Source organism: Streptococcus catagoni (assembly GCF_011421425.1).
Taxonomy (GTDB): domain Bacteria; phylum Bacillota; class Bacilli; order Lactobacillales; family Streptococcaceae; genus Streptococcus; species Streptococcus catagoni.
This window is the reverse complement of the sequence record NZ_WPCW01000001.1, coordinates 316972-332487: the sequence shown is the minus strand read 5'-3', so window position 1 is coordinate 332487 and position 15516 is coordinate 316972. Positions and strand designations below refer to the sequence as shown.

18 protein-coding genes are annotated in these 15516 nt (G+C 35.9%); 13 read left to right on the top strand and 5 right to left on the bottom strand.

Annotated elements, in window-relative coordinates:
* Positions 1-58: 58 nt before the first annotated feature.
* Positions 59-397 carry an ATP cone domain-containing protein gene (locus HBN42_RS01600; protein ID WP_165993066.1) on the top strand — a complete coding sequence of 113 codons (339 nt, stop codon included), beginning with the start codon at positions 59-61 and terminating at the stop codon, positions 395-397.
* Between the two features lie 108 nt (positions 398-505).
* Here the strand turns inward: HBN42_RS01600 and HBN42_RS01595 are convergent, their stop codons facing one another.
* Positions 506-1804, bottom strand: a complete 1299-nt coding sequence (locus tag HBN42_RS01595) for an aminotransferase-like domain-containing protein (protein ID WP_165993064.1) — start codon at positions 1802-1804, stop codon at positions 506-508.
* A gap of 98 nt (positions 1805-1902) precedes the next feature.
* Here HBN42_RS01595 and HBN42_RS01590 point away from each other — a divergent pair, with 98 nt between their 5' ends.
* From HBN42_RS01590 to HBN42_RS01560, 7 genes are all read left to right on the top strand, one after another.
* A complete protein-coding gene (locus HBN42_RS01590; RefSeq protein ID WP_165993062.1) occupies positions 1903-2778 on the top strand; it encodes a pyridoxamine kinase in 876 nt (291 codons plus the stop codon).
* Positions 2759-3289 (top strand): ECF transporter S component, encoded by a 531-nt coding sequence (locus HBN42_RS01585; RefSeq protein ID WP_165993060.1) that lies wholly within the window; start codon positions 2759-2761, stop codon positions 3287-3289. Before HBN42_RS01590 ends, HBN42_RS01585 begins: the two co-directional genes overlap by 20 nt.
* A gap of 113 nt (positions 3290-3402) precedes the next feature.
* Positions 3403-4947 carry an ABC-F family ATP-binding cassette domain-containing protein gene (locus tag HBN42_RS01580; protein ID WP_165993059.1) on the top strand — a complete coding sequence of 515 codons (1545 nt, stop codon included), beginning with the start codon at positions 3403-3405 and terminating at the stop codon, positions 4945-4947.
* A 273-nt stretch (positions 4948-5220) separates the two neighbouring features.
* On the top strand, positions 5221-5451 hold the full coding sequence (locus tag HBN42_RS01575; protein WP_165993057.1) for a CsbD family protein: 231 nt from the start codon (positions 5221-5223) through the stop codon (positions 5449-5451).
* Positions 5432-5572 (top strand): hypothetical protein, encoded by a 141-nt coding sequence (locus tag HBN42_RS01570; protein ID WP_165993055.1) that lies wholly within the window; start codon positions 5432-5434, stop codon positions 5570-5572. The genes HBN42_RS01575 and HBN42_RS01570 overlap by 20 nt, the downstream gene beginning before the upstream one ends.
* Positions 5573-5582: 10 nt before the next feature.
* Positions 5583-5939 (top strand): hypothetical protein, encoded by a 357-nt coding sequence (locus HBN42_RS01565; protein WP_165993053.1) that lies wholly within the window; start codon positions 5583-5585, stop codon positions 5937-5939.
* A gap of 140 nt (positions 5940-6079) precedes the next feature.
* Entirely contained in the window at positions 6080-6625 is a 546-nt protein-coding gene (locus HBN42_RS01560) for a transposase (RefSeq protein WP_235925319.1), read from the top strand.
* Positions 6626-6752: 127 nt separating this feature from the next.
* Here HBN42_RS01560 and HBN42_RS01555 read toward each other — a convergent pair whose 3' ends face one another.
* From HBN42_RS01555 to HBN42_RS01545, 3 genes are all read right to left on the bottom strand, one after another.
* Positions 6753-7661 carry a diacylglycerol/lipid kinase family protein gene (locus HBN42_RS01555; protein WP_165993051.1) on the bottom strand — a complete coding sequence of 303 codons (909 nt, stop codon included), beginning with the start codon at positions 7659-7661 and terminating at the stop codon, positions 6753-6755.
* Positions 7662-7740: 79 nt separating this feature from the next.
* A complete protein-coding gene (gene trhA / locus HBN42_RS01550; protein WP_165993049.1) occupies positions 7741-8391 on the bottom strand; it encodes a PAQR family membrane homeostasis protein TrhA in 651 nt (216 codons plus the stop codon).
* A complete protein-coding gene (locus HBN42_RS01545; RefSeq protein ID WP_165993047.1) occupies positions 8375-8842 on the bottom strand; it encodes a DUF1836 domain-containing protein in 468 nt (155 codons plus the stop codon). The genes trhA and HBN42_RS01545 overlap by 17 nt, the downstream gene beginning before the upstream one ends.
* A gap of 209 nt (positions 8843-9051) precedes the next feature.
* Here HBN42_RS01545 and ylqF point away from each other — a divergent pair, with 209 nt between their 5' ends.
* The 5 genes from ylqF (at position 9052) to topA (ending at position 14426) form a co-directional block, all read left to right on the top strand.
* Entirely contained in the window at positions 9052-9906 is an 855-nt protein-coding gene (ylqF, locus tag HBN42_RS01540; protein ID WP_165993045.1) for a ribosome biogenesis GTPase YlqF, read from the top strand.
* Positions 9890-10669, top strand: a complete 780-nt coding sequence (locus HBN42_RS01535) for a ribonuclease HII (RefSeq protein ID WP_165993043.1) — start codon at positions 9890-9892, stop codon at positions 10667-10669. Before ylqF ends, HBN42_RS01535 begins: the two co-directional genes overlap by 17 nt.
* 50 nt (positions 10670-10719) lie before the next feature.
* The gene (locus HBN42_RS01530) at positions 10720-11268 is read left to right on the top strand and encodes a sugar O-acetyltransferase (protein ID WP_165993041.1); all 549 of its coding nucleotides are present in this window, start codon (positions 10720-10722) and stop codon (positions 11266-11268) included.
* A gap of 74 nt (positions 11269-11342) precedes the next feature.
* Positions 11343-12188: a DNA-processing protein DprA gene (gene dprA / locus HBN42_RS01525; protein ID WP_165993038.1), complete on the top strand. Its 846-nt coding sequence runs from the start codon at positions 11343-11345 to the stop codon at positions 12186-12188.
* 99 nt (positions 12189-12287) lie between these two features.
* Positions 12288-14426, top strand: a complete 2139-nt coding sequence (gene topA / locus HBN42_RS01520) for a type I DNA topoisomerase (RefSeq protein ID WP_165993036.1) — start codon at positions 12288-12290, stop codon at positions 14424-14426.
* Between the two features lie 155 nt (positions 14427-14581).
* Here the strand turns inward: topA and HBN42_RS01515 are convergent, their stop codons facing one another.
* Positions 14582-15466: a LysR family transcriptional regulator gene (locus tag HBN42_RS01515; RefSeq protein WP_165993035.1), complete on the bottom strand. Its 885-nt coding sequence runs from the start codon at positions 15464-15466 to the stop codon at positions 14582-14584.
* Between the last annotated feature and the right edge of the window lie 50 nt (positions 15467-15516).

Sequence of the window (15516 nt, the reverse complement as noted above, 5' to 3'; positions counted from 1 at the left end):
GAATTCAAAATATTTGCATAATGAATATAAGTTGAAAAGAATGAAATGAGGCCATTTTATGCAAATTATTAAACGTGATGGACAGGTTGCCGAATTTGACCCGGAAAAGATTTTTCAAGCAATCATCAAAGCAGCTCAGACTGTCTATGTTATAGATGAAACATGGCGCCAAAACTTGGCACAGGTTACAAAGAAAGTTATTATTGACCTAGAAGAAGCAAAAGTTGAAAAACCAACGATCAATATGATTCAATCCCTTGTTGAGAATCGCCTTATGGATGCTGGCTATATTAATATTGCTGAACACTACATTTCTTATCGTCTTCAAAGAGATTTGGAAAGAAATGGCTATGGAGATAGCATTATTGTCCATCTAAGATTTGAACAAACTAAATAAAAAAACACTAAAAAAGTCCGACATAGAAGTGACTTTTTCTAAGATAAACTATAAAAATAGCATGGAATCACTGTTTTATGAACAAAGATTTCATGCTATTTTCTTATTTTAGGACTTTTGTCTGCTCTCTTTTTTCTCTCTTAAACAAGTTCTTAAAAGGGTGAGATTTTCAAGTAAGTTTTCATTGTTTGATATTTGAATATATGGCTTACTGCAATCATTGATGTAATTATGCGATAAAGAGCTTACTTCCTTAGTGAAGGTAAGATTGTTCAGAGAAGCTTTGTCTGCAAGTTCAATGAGTAACTTTTGAGGGAGAATGTGATGGCTAGAAAATTCTGGGAAACTTTGGATAAGTTCTTTGGCATGCTGACACTGTTCCTTAAAAACCTGATTAAGATAGTGAACATTTTTGGAAAACATGCCGTTATCTATATAGATGGATAGTGCTTTTTGCATGATCAAACTGGTATCATAATCCATTATCTTTTTATATTTGAGAAAAAGCTCCATGAGGGACTCTGGGAGAATCAAGCTAGCTAAGCGCAATGCAGGGAAAACTGTGATCGAGAAAGATTTGAGATAGATAACATGTTCTGAAGTGTCATAATAGTGTAGGGGAAGTTCATTTGTCTTACTAAAATCCCCCATATAGTCATCTTCTAGAATATAAACATCATAGCGCTCTGCTAATTCAACGATCTTTTGTTTCTCAGAACTTGTATAAGCCAGCCCCAATGGATTTGAAAAACGTGACATTGTATAGAAAAATTTAATATCTTGACGGCTAAAGATTTCTTCTAATTTTTTTAAATCAAGCCCTTCAAAATGGCGTTCAATTGTTTGAAAGGGTAGTTTATGGAAGGTAATTAGGTCCAGTAAGCGAGGATAGGTCGGCTGCTCAATTAAGATAGTCTTTTTGCCATTTGGAAAAGGCATCTGAGATAAAATATAGAGGGCTTGTTGGCTACCAGATGTTACCAGTATATTATTTTCTTTAGCATAAACAGCGTCTTTAGCAAGCTGTTTATGTAAAGACTTGATTAATTCCTTTAGACCTCGTGTCTGGTGATAGTAGTTGAATAAATAGTTTTCGCGATTAACCAAGCTTTCGGTCATACATAACCTAAAGTCCTTATAGGCCATATCATTGAAAGTATTTATACTGAGTTCAATGGGATTTTCTTCGTGAAAATGGCTTTCTAGGACATAATAACCACTCTTGTTGACCGCGTAGATATCATTTCTAAATTTAAGTTCCATTAGAGCTCTTTGAACAGTATCTTTGCTACAGGCATAGCTTTGACTGAGTTGTCGAATGGAAGGTAATTTATCTCCTTTTTTTAAGGAGCCAGAATGGATTTTTTGGCTGATATCTTCAATAATTCTTTGGTACTTGCTGCTCATAACTGTCCCCGTACAATTCCTTATTTTCTCTATTGTATTACAGCTAGGCTTTTCTTACAATACAGATAGTAATAAAAGTTTAGAAGTAAGGTTCAGTTATGAATAAAAAGACGAAGTCGCTTATCGTGGCTAATGATCTTGCAGGTTTAGGGAAAGTTGCTCTGACAAGCTCCTTACCTCTTATGTCGGCTTGCCAAATCTCGGTAAAACCCTTACCGACAGTTTTGCTATCGTCACATACTGGAGATTTTCAAGAGATTTATTGTAGGGTTTTAGAGGAGGAAATGCTGGGCTTCTTAAGGCAATGGACAAGCCTGAACTTTAGAGTTGATGGTGTGCTTACAGGCTATTTCAAGAGTAAGGAACAATTAAGAAGTTTGAAAAAATATGCTACTGATCAAGACTTACCACTTTTTGTGGATCCCATCATGGCAGATAAGGGCAAGCTCTATCAGGGATTTGATAAGGATTTTCCTATAGAAATGCGGCGTTTTTGTAAGGGAGTAGATGTTATTATACCAAACCTGACAGAGGCAGCTTTCTTATCAGGACTCCCATATCCGGGTGAAAAATATCAAAAAAGAGACATTGAAGGCATCCTATCAGAACTTGCCAAATTAGATAATAAACATATCCTTATAACAGGACTAAGCTTGGAAGAAGATAGGATTGGCCTAGCCTATTTTAATAGAAATCAAAAGAGAGTTTCTTACCATATGGCCAAGGCTTACCCCTTTCATTTTTATGGGACAGGGGACTTATTGACTGCTATTTTAGCAGCTGGCTATTTTCATGATTTATCATTTGAAGATACTATCCCTTTAGCTCTGCGATTCTTAGATAAATCTTTGGAAGAGACATTAGCTTTGGGAGAAGAGTTAAGGTATGGCATCGCTTATGAAGGTCAACTTTTGGATTTGATGGTGGGTTTTCAGCACTTATTGGAGAGAAAAAATGAAAAAATTACAGACTAAGGAAGTCGTTGATATCAGTCTTTACGCAGCACTTATTGTTATCAGTGTTCAGTTTCTACGTATACCTATAGGACCACAGTTTGTTCATCTGGGTAATGCCCTTGTTGTAGTGGCAGTTCTGCTCTTTGGCACCAAGCGAGCCTCTTTGATAGCTTGTCTGGGTCTAGGGATTTTTGATATCTTAAATGGTTATGCAGCTGAGGTTTGGATCACCCTTTTAGAAGCTGTAATCGTTTGTGTGCTCATAGGCTTCATTTTTGAGAAATGGATGGCATCAGATGACAGCAAGAAAAATGTTGTGATCATAGCTTTTGTTGCTGCTTTAACAAAGATTATCCTTAACCTTTTTAAATATACTTTTATTAATCTTGTCGTGGCTTCTTTACCTATGAATGCAGCTTTGATATCTGCTTTTGTCAAGATTATAGGAACCTTTGGAACTTCTCTAGTGACTATTATAGCAGTGCCAATTCTTTATCCTATTTTTAAATCATTTTTAGGTAAAAAGTAAAAATTGACAAGTATTCTTATTTTTGCCATAATAGGGATGACTTAAAGCCGTGCTAACGGCTTTTTTGATGGGAAAGGAAAAGCAGAGATCCTAATCTTTGTATTTAATAATAAATGAGTATACTAGAAGTTAAAAATTTAAGTCATGGTTTTGGTGACCGTGCCATATTTGAGAATGTCTCTTTTAGACTCTTAAAGGGTGAACATATTGGTTTAGTAGGAGCTAATGGAGAAGGAAAATCAACCTTCATGAGCATTGTTACGGGGTATTTGGTTCCCGATGAAGGTAAGATTGAGTGGTCAAAATATGTGACAGCTGGCTATTTGGATCAGCATACTGTCCTCGAACCAGGTCAAACTGTTCGGGATGTTTTAAGAACAGCCTTTGATGAACTCTTTAAAACAGAAGCTAGAATCAATGATATTTATATGTCCATGGCTGATGAGGGAGCAGATATGGACTCCCTTATGGAAGAAGTTGGAGAACTTCAGGATCGTCTTGAGTCCAGAGATTTTTATAGCCTTGACGCTAAAATTGATGAAGTGGCTCGTGCCCTTGGAGTTATGGACTTTGGGATGGATAGCGACGTTACAGAGTTATCTGGTGGTCAAAGAACAAAAATTTTGTTAGCAAAACTACTCTTAGAAAAACCTGATATTTTACTCCTTGATGAACCAACCAACTATTTAGATGCAGAACATATTGAGTGGTTAAAACGTTACTTGCAAAATTATGAGAATGCCTTTGTTTTGATTTCTCACGATATTCCCTTTTTAAATGATGTTATTAATATTGTCTATCATGTTGAAAATCAAGATTTAGTGCGCTATTCTGGTGACTACTACCAATTTAGAGATGTCTATGAGATGAAGAAGTCTCAGTTAGAGGCAGCCTATGAACGCCAACAAAAAGAGATTGCAGATTTACAGGACTTTGTGAATCGAAACAAGGCGCGTGTTGCAACCCGTAATATGGCTATGTCTCGTCAAAAAAAGCTGGATAAAATGGACATTATTGAACTGCAATCAGAAAAGCCTAAGCCTAGCTTTGAATTCAAGGAAGCCAGAACACCAAGTCGCTTTATCTTCCAAGCCAAAGATCTGATTATTGGTTATGATCGCCCCCTAACTAAAGAAGCTCTTAATTTAAGCTTTGAGCGCAATCAGAAGATTGCTATCACTGGGGCAAACGGTATCGGGAAATCAACCCTGCTAAAAAGCCTGTTAGGCCTTATAAAACCACTAGAGGGGCAAGTGGAGCGTGGTGATTTTATAGAGTTGGGCTACTTTGAGCAAGAAGTTGCTGAAACAATCCGTCAAACTCCCCTAGAAGCTGTCTGGGATGCCTTTCCATCCTTAAATCAGGCTGAAGTCAGAGCAGCACTTGCTAGATGTGGTTTGACTTCTAAACACATTGAAAGCCAAATTCATGTCTTATCAGGTGGTGAGCAGGCCAAAGTTCGTTTTTGCCTATTAATGAATCGTGAAAACAATGTCCTGGTTCTTGATGAGCCCACTAACCATTTAGATGTTGATGCTAAAGATGAGTTGAGACATGCCTTACAAGCCTATAAAGGGTCTATCCTTATGGTTTGTCATGAACCAGATTTTTATCAAGGTTGGGTGACGGATGTCTGGGATTTTAATAAATTAACCTAAAAACTAGAAAATTTTCTGGTTTTTTTATTTTTCCATAGCTATTTCTTGACTGAAAAATCAAAAAAATATATAATGACAATATAGATAAATAAACAAGTAGTCACTTAGATTGACTTATTCATTATAGGGTTTTGTTAGATTTTTAACAATGTTATCCAATCTATGATTACTAAAAACCTTTTGATAAAAAAGTGGAGTAGTCACTTGTTATTGTGATCTATTTCTAAAAACGTTCATTTACTATTTACATAAAGGTGAAAGGAAGTGTTAGCTATGTCAGAAGAAAAATTTGATGCAAAGAAGGATCAATTTTCAGGTAACGTTAAGGAGTCACTAGGACATTTTACAGATGATAAGGAACTGGAAACTGAAGGTAAGGTTCAGCATGGAAAAGGTAAGGTCAAAGAATTTTTAGATGATGCTAAAGACACTTTAGAGGCTTTGTCTGAAAAGCTTAAAAACAAGAAAAAGGAGAATTCTATTGATGAAGGTAGCAAAAAGTAACACAACCAAGGTGAGAAAAACAAATAAAGTTAATAAGGCTGAGGTTTTCCAACTAATCCTGCTCTTAATCCCAGCAGTGAAATTAGCTAAGAAAATACTTAGAGACCGTAAAATGAAATAGGAGTTTGCTGATGACATCAAGGAAAAAAGGAATACTGATCGGTTTGTTCGCAGGAACAATAGCTGCATCAATAGCATATTTATCACTTTCTGAATCCAGCAAAAAACAGCTGGCCAAAGAAACAAGTGACAAAATTGATGAATTAAACGACACTATCATGACAATTAGTGAAAGAATTTTTGAAACTGTTACAGATAAGGTTGAAGACTCTCAAGAAATGATTGAAGAGTGTTCAGAACAGGCTGGTGACACTATTGGAGAAGGGGTTGAAAAAGCTAAAGGCCTGGTTAGCTCCTATGCACAGTCTGCAAGTAAAACACTTGATGATAAGTTAAACTACTTCAAAAATAGGGGTGATAAAGTTTAAGTAAAAAACAAAACTTAGTTCGATAAGACAAAGAACTAACGACATTTTCTTTAAGACAAAAAATAGACCGACCCGCTATTGATATGATACCTCTTAAGTAGACATGGTAAATAACCAAAATCTACTTAAGAGGTATTTTTATGTCTAGAAGAGAAAGATTCAGCCCATACGAGAAAAAAGCTTGTCTTAATTACATTAATAGTAATCGTTCCAGAGCTGAAATATGCAACAATCTCCATATTTCCACAAGCACGATTCAAGATTGGGCTACCATCTATAAGAAATATGGGATTTTAGGATTTAACAAGAAAACAAAAAACCGTTCCTATTCAAAAGAATTTAAATTGAAACTTGTTAGAAAATGTATTAGTGGCGAAGCTTCATCTGTTGATTTAGGTCATCAGTATAATATTTCTTCAGGGCTTTTAAGAAAGTGGATTAGGATGTCTAATGCCAATAGAGAACTTAAGGATTACAATCCTAAACAGGAGGTCTACATGGCAGAGGCAAGACGTAAAACCACTATTGATGAATGTCAAGAGATAGTTAATTATTGTATTGGACACAATCGTAATTATAAGGAAACAGCGGCGCTTTATAATATTTCTTATCTAAGTGGTGTGCATGAAAAATCAGTCGCACATTTATTTTGTACGACTGACCTTATAAAACAAACACTATTTTAGATATTTAACCTGTCTACTTGACAGGTTAAATATCTAAATGACAAGTCGGTCTATTTTTATGATGTGACTTTTAGTTGATTTCAGTCTGAAGATTAAGAAATAAAAGAACTATTGCTTGGACCAAGGACTATGATTTGGGTACGATAACTTCAACGGCGCCTTGAATAACTTTTAAGGAAACAGGTAAGTAATCACTTTTATCACCATCTAGGCGTGTTCTAGCAACCCAATGTTTTCGATTTTTTAAGGGAGAAATCTTTAAAGCGTCAGTGTGGAAGTGGGAAATTTCTTCTGCCTTGGAAAAATCGCCCCTTCGAAATTCATTGATATGGATGAGAAATTTAAAAAAGGATAATTTTTTCATGGTATAAACTTGTAGTAAACCATCATTTACTAAAGCATCAGGGGAAAAAGAGGGGAAGCCAGCAATAGTATTTGTCATCGTGATCAATAAGAACTTGGTCTTTAGAGTTAAATGACGTTCCTTATCTTCAAGAGAAATAGAATAGCTACGATTACGCCTTAGTATTTTAAAACTGTCTTTTAAAAAAGCGAGTGGTCCAAATCTTCTTTTTTCTTCTGAGCTGACATCAGCTGCTATATCAGCAAGAAGTCCCAAGGTCAGACTGCTAATCATATAATGATTGTTAACCTTACAAATATCAACCTTTTGAGTCTGTCCGTTTATAATGGTATCAATAGCTGCCTCAAATTCTCGTGGAATAGCTAAAGCCTTGGAAAAATTATTGACTGTTCCTGAAGGTATGAGTCCAATCTTACTAAAGGAGCCCCCTTCATAAATACCACCTATAATTTTGTTGATCGTCCCATCACCCCCCATAGGGATAATGAGGTCAATCTTATCTTGGCTAGCCTTTTTAGCAAGAGCGAAGGCTTCATCTATACTGTCTGGAATAAGTATGGCAATGTCATCAGGTCTTAAACCCTTGGTGATTAATGTCTCCTTAACTTTCTCGGCCAGTTCATCATTTTTCTTTCCAGAGTGAGGATTGAAAAAAATAGTAACCTTCATCATACTTTTCCTTTCTTGATGAATTATTCAAGAACTATTATATCACTTCTTAGTCAAAAAGGGCTTGACAAAGTCATTTAGTTTAAAACATATAAAAGACTATTGCAATAAACTGTAAAGCGGAAGCTAATAAGATAAATAAGTGCCATATCATATGAAAATATGGTCTTTTTTTGGAATAAAAGAATGCGCCAACAGTATAAGCCAGGCCACCAAAGAGCATAAGAAGACCAAAGGTCAAAGTAGTTTTTTGAATAAGAACAGGTAGGATAAAAATGACTAACCAGCCCATAAAAAGATAGAGAGCGAGACTGAATTTTTCATTGATAGATCTTGCTAATATTTTGTATAGGATACCAAATATGGTAACGCCCCATTGTAAGATGATAATACAATACCCTATCCAGCCACCAACCAGGGAAAGGGCAATGGGGGTGTAACTGCCAGCAATTGCAATATAAATCATGCTGTGATCAATAATGCGAAGGATGTACTTTTGAGGAGAACCATAGGACATAGAATGGTAAATAGTAGAAGATAAGAACATTAGAAATAAGGAAATGATGAATATAGAAATACCAATAGCTGCTTTCAAACCATAGCTTTGATAAGAATAAATAGCAGTAATTGGTAATAAAATCAACATGGCCATAGAGCCGACCCCGTGGGTAACAGCATTGGCTAGTTCTTCACCAAATGTCAGTGGTATGGATTGTTTAAAGCTTTGATTCATTTGACCCCTCTTGACTCTCTAATTGTTCAACTAACTTCAATGTTTTATAATAAGACTTCACTGTTTGACAGGCTGCCCTAATTACTTCAGGGATATGATCCTTACTGTCAGCCTTATTCCAATAACTAACAAAGGCGTCATAGAGTTCTTCTGAACTTAATGACATTTTTAGTTTCTCTAACTCTGCACTAATTGTCTGGATGGGAAAGGTATTTTTCAAAATAGTAATGGCAATCAAACGAGCAACTTGTTCTTTCCTATATTTTTTCTTCACTGGTTTTGATAAATAGCTGTGCTTAACATAATTGTTTATCATTGAAGCAGTCAAATTTTTGGAAGAATTATCAGTCTGTGATTTAGACGTGGTCTGATTGACATAGAGTAAAACCTGATCTAAATACAGTTCTAAATCAGGTAAGTCCTGCCAGTAGGGTAATTTTTGCATTTCCATTTACGTGAACCTCTTTATCTAGTTTTTATAACTAGATTATATATTTAATAAGAAATTTTTGCAAGAGAAAAATGAAGACAGTAAAATATAGCCTTAATAAAGAACTTTCATGATATAATATAAAAGGCTTGTAAGATTCGATTCATGTTGAAGATAAGTTGATGAATACCAGAAATAAACGTTTTTTAAAGTAGTGAAAGGAAATAAAAATGGCAACTATTCAATGGTTCCCTGGACACATGTCAAAAGCAAGAAGACAGGTTCAAGAAAATTTAAAGCATGTTGATTTTGTGACAATTTTAGTTGACGCACGTCTACCCTTGTCCAGTCAAAATCCCATGCTTACTAAGATCGTTGGGGACAAACCAAAATTAATGATTTTAAATAAGGCGGATTTAGCCGACAAGAGTCGAACACATGAATGGTGCCAATATTATGAAAATCAGGGCATTAAAACCCTAGCCATTAATTCAAAAGAACAGTCAACTGTTAAGAAAGTTACGGATGCTGCCAAAGATTTAATGGCTGATAAAATTCAGAAACTTCGAGAAAGAGGGATTCAAAAGGAAAGCTTAAGAACCATGATTATCGGCATTCCTAATGCTGGAAAATCTACACTGATGAATCGCTTAGCTGGAAAGAAAATAGCAGTTGTTGGCAATAAACCCGGTGTAACAAAGGGTCAACAATGGTTGAGAACCAATAAGGATTTAGAAATTCTTGATACCCCAGGTATTTTATGGCCAAAATTTGAAGACCAAACCGTAGGATTGAAACTAGCTTTAACCGGAGCTATCAAAGATCAATTGCTGCCTCTTGATGAAGTTACGATCTTTGGCCTAAATTATTTCAAGAAAAATTATCCTAATCGACTTGAAGAACGCTTTACAGTCATTAATTTAGAGGAAGAAGCACCAGATATAATCATGAATATGACACGAAAACTGGGTTTTCGAGACGATTACGATCGTTTTTATCAACTCTTTGTCAAGGAAGTACGTGATGGTAAGTTAGGAGTTTTTACCTTAGACCAGGTTGGTGATGTGGATGCCTTTAACAATTAAAGTAATTAAAGAAAAGCTAGAAGCTATCAGAGAACTTTCAGATCCCCTTTTTTTAGAATTAGAGGCAGACAATCGAAAAGGAGTCCAGAAACTCTTAGAGCAACGAAGAAAGGCTATTCAGGCTATAGCTGCTGAAGATCTTCGTTTGGAAGAAATGCTGCGCTACGAAAAAGACTTATACCAAAAAGGATTTCAACTTATCGCTGGTATAGATGAGGTGGGCAGAGGCCCTCTAGCAGGTCCGGTGGTAGCAGCCTGTGTTATCCTGCCTCAGAATTGTAAAATAATTGGACTAAACGACTCTAAGAAAATTCCCAAAGCAAAACATGAGCTCATCTATTCAGAAATCTTGGAAAAAGCATCAGGAGTTGGGATTGGTATTATAGATAACCAGATAATAGACCAAATTAATATTTATCAGGCCACCAAAGAGGCTATGTTGGCAGCAATCTCAAATATCAAAGGAAAAAACCAGGTACCAGATTATCTATTAATTGATGCCATGACGCTTGATACTCCTATCCCACAAAACTCTATTATTAAAGGAGATGCTAATTCACTATCAATTGCAGCAGCTTCAATCGTTGCAAAAGTGACTAGGGATAAACTGATGATGGACTTTGACCAGATCTATCCTGCTTATGGCTTTGCCAGGAATGCTGGCTATGGGACTAAGACTCATCTCCACGCCCTAGAAACAGAAGGTGTCACACCTATTCATAGGAAAAGTTTTGAGCCCATTAAGAGTCTTCTTAAACAATAAGAACAGGCTCATTTTCTAAGGATTGATGCATACTTTAAGGAGAAAGACAAATGAAAACTGAACGTGAAAAGATGTTGGCAGGGCAGCTGTATGATGCCGGAGATCGGGAATTAAGAGAAATGCGTGATAAAAGTAGGCATTTGATGAAAGTCTTTAATGACCAAATGGACCGAGCTAAAAAAAGCCAAATTCTAAAAGAATGGTTAGGTGCGACGGGCGACTCCATTTTCATGGAAGCAAACTTTATGTGCGACTACGGAAGTAATATCTATCTTGGTGAGAATTTCTATGCTAATTTCAACACGACAATGCTTGATGTTTGTGAAATAAGAATTGGTAAAAATGCTATGCTAGGTCCAAATTGCCAATTATTAACACCTTTACATCCTCTTGATGCTAAGGAAAGAATAGCAGGGTTAGAATACGGAGCACCTATTACCATTGGAGATAACGTTTGGTTAGGTGGAGGCGTTACCATTTTGCCAGGTGTAAGCTTAGGAGATAATGTTGTCGTTGGCGCAGGAAGCGTGGTAAGCAAGTCTTTTGGAGATAATCTCGTCCTTGCAGGTAATCCAGCAAAAATCATTAAAGAACTTTAAAAAAGATAAAAAATAAGACAAGTCTTTGAATTTTCAAAGGCTTTTTTCGAATAGTTAGTATAGAGAGGTATACTATGAATAATTTTGAAATATACAAACTAAGATCTGCTGGCTTAAAAAATAATCAAATCCTTAAAGTATTAGACTATCAAAAGCAATATGGCAAAAAATTAACGATCCGAAATATGGCTGTCATTTCAGAATGTAAACATCCCATTTTATTTATGGAGGCCTATAAAAGTTTAGACCTTAAAGAATTACGTAGGGAATTTATGCTTTACCCTTCTCTTTCCATCTTAGATAAGGAGTATCCACAGGCTCTAAGGCAGATCTTTAATCCCCCCGTTTTACTCTTTTATCAGGGCAATATTGCCCTACTAGAAAAACCTAAACTGGCTGTTATTGGATCTCGTAAGGCTACAGAGCAAGGCATTGAGTCTGTGAGAACCATTATTAACCAATTACAAAACAAATTTTTGATTGTCAGTGGACTAGCAAGAGGGATTGATACAGCAGCTCATCTGAGTATTTTAAAAAATGGCGGCAGCACCATAGCTGTTATTGGTTGTGGATTTAATTATTACTATCCTAAAGAAAATAAAAAATTACAAACCTTTATAGCTAAGAATCATCTGCTAATAAGTGAATATGGACCTGAAGAAAAACCTCTATCTTATCACTTTCCAGAACGTAATCGTATTATTGCTGGCCTCTCCTTAGGGGTCTTAGTTGCAGAAGCAAAATATCGATCTGGAAGTCTTATTACCTGTAATATTGCCTTAGAGGAAGGGCGAGATGTATTTGCCATACCTAGCAATATTATTGATGGAAATTCAGATGGTTGTCACCAACTGATTAAAGAAGGTGCAAAGTGTATTACAAGTGGGTTAGATATCCTTATGGAATATCAAAATATTTAAAGTTTCTTCCTATTATATAAATTTTTTTATTGACAGTTAGAAAAAAATGGGATATTATTCTATAAGCTTTAACCAATAAGTTATAGGAAGTGTGTCAATTTGGTAACGAAAACAGCAACAAAGGCTAAAACGAGTAGTAAAAAAGTTACGAATAAGAAAAAAACAGATTCAAAGACTAAAAAAAATTTAGTTATTGTAGAATCACCTGCAAAGGCTAAAACAATTGAAAAATATTTGGGACATCACTACAAGGTTGTTGCCTCAGTGGGCCATATAAGAGATTTGAAAAAATCATCTATGTCAGTTGATTTTGAGAATAATTATGAACCAAAGTATATTAATATTAGAGGTAAAGGCCCTCTCATTAATTTGCTCAAAAAAGAAGCAAAGAATGCTAAAAAAGTTTACTTAGCCAGTGACCCGGACCGAGAAGGTGAAGCTATTTCTTGGCATTTGTCGCATATTTTAGGTCTTGATCCTGAAGATAAAAATCGCGTTGTTTTCAATGAAATTACAAAAGATGCTGTAAAAAATGCCTTTGTGGAGCCTCGTGAAATTGATATGGATTTAGTTGATTCACAACAGGCTCGCCGTGTTTTGGATAGGATTGTGGGATATTCCATATCGCCTATTCTATGGAAAAAAGTCAAAAAAGGCTTATCTGCTGGTCGAGTACAGTCAGTAGCCTTAAAATTAATTATTGATCGCGAAAATGAAATTAAGGCCTTTGTACCAGAAGAATACTGGTCCATTGAGGGCTTGTTCCAAAAAGCCCGTAAAAAATTTCAAGCAAACTTTTATGGGGTCGATGGTAAGAAGACAAAGCTTAACACAAATGAAGATGTTAAGGATGTCTTGTCTAGGCTTAAAGGTGATGACTTTGAAGTTAGCAAAGTTGAAAAAAAGGAACGCCGTAGAAACGCTCCTCTACCTTATACAACGTCCTCGCTTCAACAGGATGCTGCAAATAAGATAAATTTCAGAACCCGTAAGACGATGATGGTTGCTCAACAACTCTACGAAGGGATCAATCTTGGTAGCAGTGGGACACATGGTTTAATAACCTATATGCGTACAGATTCAACTAGAATTAGCCCCATTGCTCAAAATGATGCAGCAGCTTTTATTAGTCAACGTTTTGGTAGTCAGTACTCTAAGCATGGCAATAAAATCAAAAATGCCTCAGGAGCCCAAGATGCCCACGAAGCTATCAGACCTTCTAATGTTAATTTTAGCCCAGAATCAATAGCTAAACATTTAAATAAAGACCAGCTCAAGCTCTATACCCTAATTTGGAATCGTTTTGTCGCAAGTCAGATGACAGCAGCAGTTTTTGATACCGTTAAGGTAAGTCTAGAGCAAAATAAAGTGATGTTTATTGCTAATGGTAGTCAGATTAAATTTGATGGCTATATGGCTGTTTACAATGATTCAGATAAAAATAAAGTCTTACCAGAAATGGTAGAAGGAGAAGTGGTTAAAAAAGTATCTGTTTCTCCAGAACAGCATTATACCCAGCCCCCAGCTCGTTTTTCAGAGGCAAGTCTTATCAAAACTCTAGAAGAAAATGGAGTTGGTCGCCCTTCAACTTATGCCCCAACCTTAGAAGTGATTCAACGTCGTTACTATGTTAAGTTAGCGGCTAAGCGCTTTGAACCGACAGAATTAGGAGAAATTGTTAATAAGCTTATTGTCGAATTTTTCCCTGATATCGTTGATGTCAAATTTACAGCTGATATGGAATTGAAACTGGATGAAGTAGAAGTTGGAAGAAGGCAATGGCAAACTGTCATTGATCAATTTTATAAACCTTTTGCAGAAGAATTGGACAAGGCTGAAGAAGAAATTGAGAAAATACAGATTAAAGATGAGCCTGCAGGTTTTGATTGTGAATTGTGTGGCCATCCTATGGTTATAAAATTGGGACGTTTTGGAAAATTCTATGCATGTAGTAATTTCCCAGAGTGTCGAAACACAAAAGCTATTACCAAAGAAATTGGTGTGACCTGTCCTATCTGTCAAAAAGGTCAAGTTATCGAACGCAAAACAAAACGTAACCGTGTCTTTTACGGCTGTGACCGTTATCCTGAGTGTGAATTTACGTCTTGGGATGTTCCCGTTGGAAGAAACTGTCCAAAATCAGGTGATTATCTGGTTGAGAAAAAGATCCGAGGCGGCGGCAAACAAGTTGTTTGTAGTAATGATGATTGTGATTATAAGGAAGATAAAGTCAAGTAAAAAAAATGTAGACAAAGTGATGATTTCTCTCAATCATCGCTTTTTACTTGCTAAGAAAAGTATCAAAAAAGTGAAGACAAGTACTGTACTGACCTCTGATCGTTAGATTTTTTATCTAACTTTTGGGGTGCAATTCAAACTTTGTCTTCACTTTTTTAGTTTGTTTTTAAGGTATTTACCAGTTCTTCGATAAGAGGACTAAAGGAATAGCCAACTCTGTAGGCAAGACCAATAGGATAAAAATCGTTTCGATCTTGGAAAGGAACCCACACGAGGTCTTCTATTTGACTTAGAGCCTCAAAATCGCTGGGCAAGATAGTAATGGCATTTAAGCTTTCTAAGCTATGAATGAGAACTTCCCAGTCATTGTGTTTAAAAACAATATTTGGCTCAAAACCAAGCGCTCGACTGCGCCGAGGTAGCATTTCGCCCAACATGTAATCTTCATTTAAGGAAGCAAATCTTGCCTCTTTTAAATCTATCAATTTTAAGGTTTTTTCTTTAGCCAGTGGGTGTGACTTGGGCAATACTATGCTAACTTTATAGCCTTGAGTGGAGGTTTGTACAGGTTCAATAATAATATCTTTACGAATACTGGGAAAAGATAAGAGGGCAATATCTATTTCACCATTTGCTAGTAAATTTTGTAGTTTACGTGATCCATATTGAATGAGAGAGAGCTCTACATTGGAGTGTGTTGCCATAAAAGTAGAAATTTCTTTCATGAATTGAATGGCAAATAAGGAGGTCAAGCCCATTCTAATGGTTTCTTTCTTCTCTTTGTTCAGTTGTTGAATTTCGTTAAGAATTTGGTTGAAGTCTGTCACTAAATCTTTTCCGCGTTGATAGAGAATCTCGCCTGCTTCCGTCAAAAAGAGCTGTCTGCCATTTTGAGTAAAGAGGGTAGTGTTTAATTCAGATTCAAGCTTCTTTATTGATTGTGACAAGGTAGGTTGGGTCACAAAAAGACTTTTTGCGGCACGGGAATAATTTTTTGTTTCAGCTACAGTAATAAAATAAGTTAATTGTCTAATATCCATTTCTTATCCTTTTCTTTCTATAGTATATCATATCAATTTTTTACTGTTAC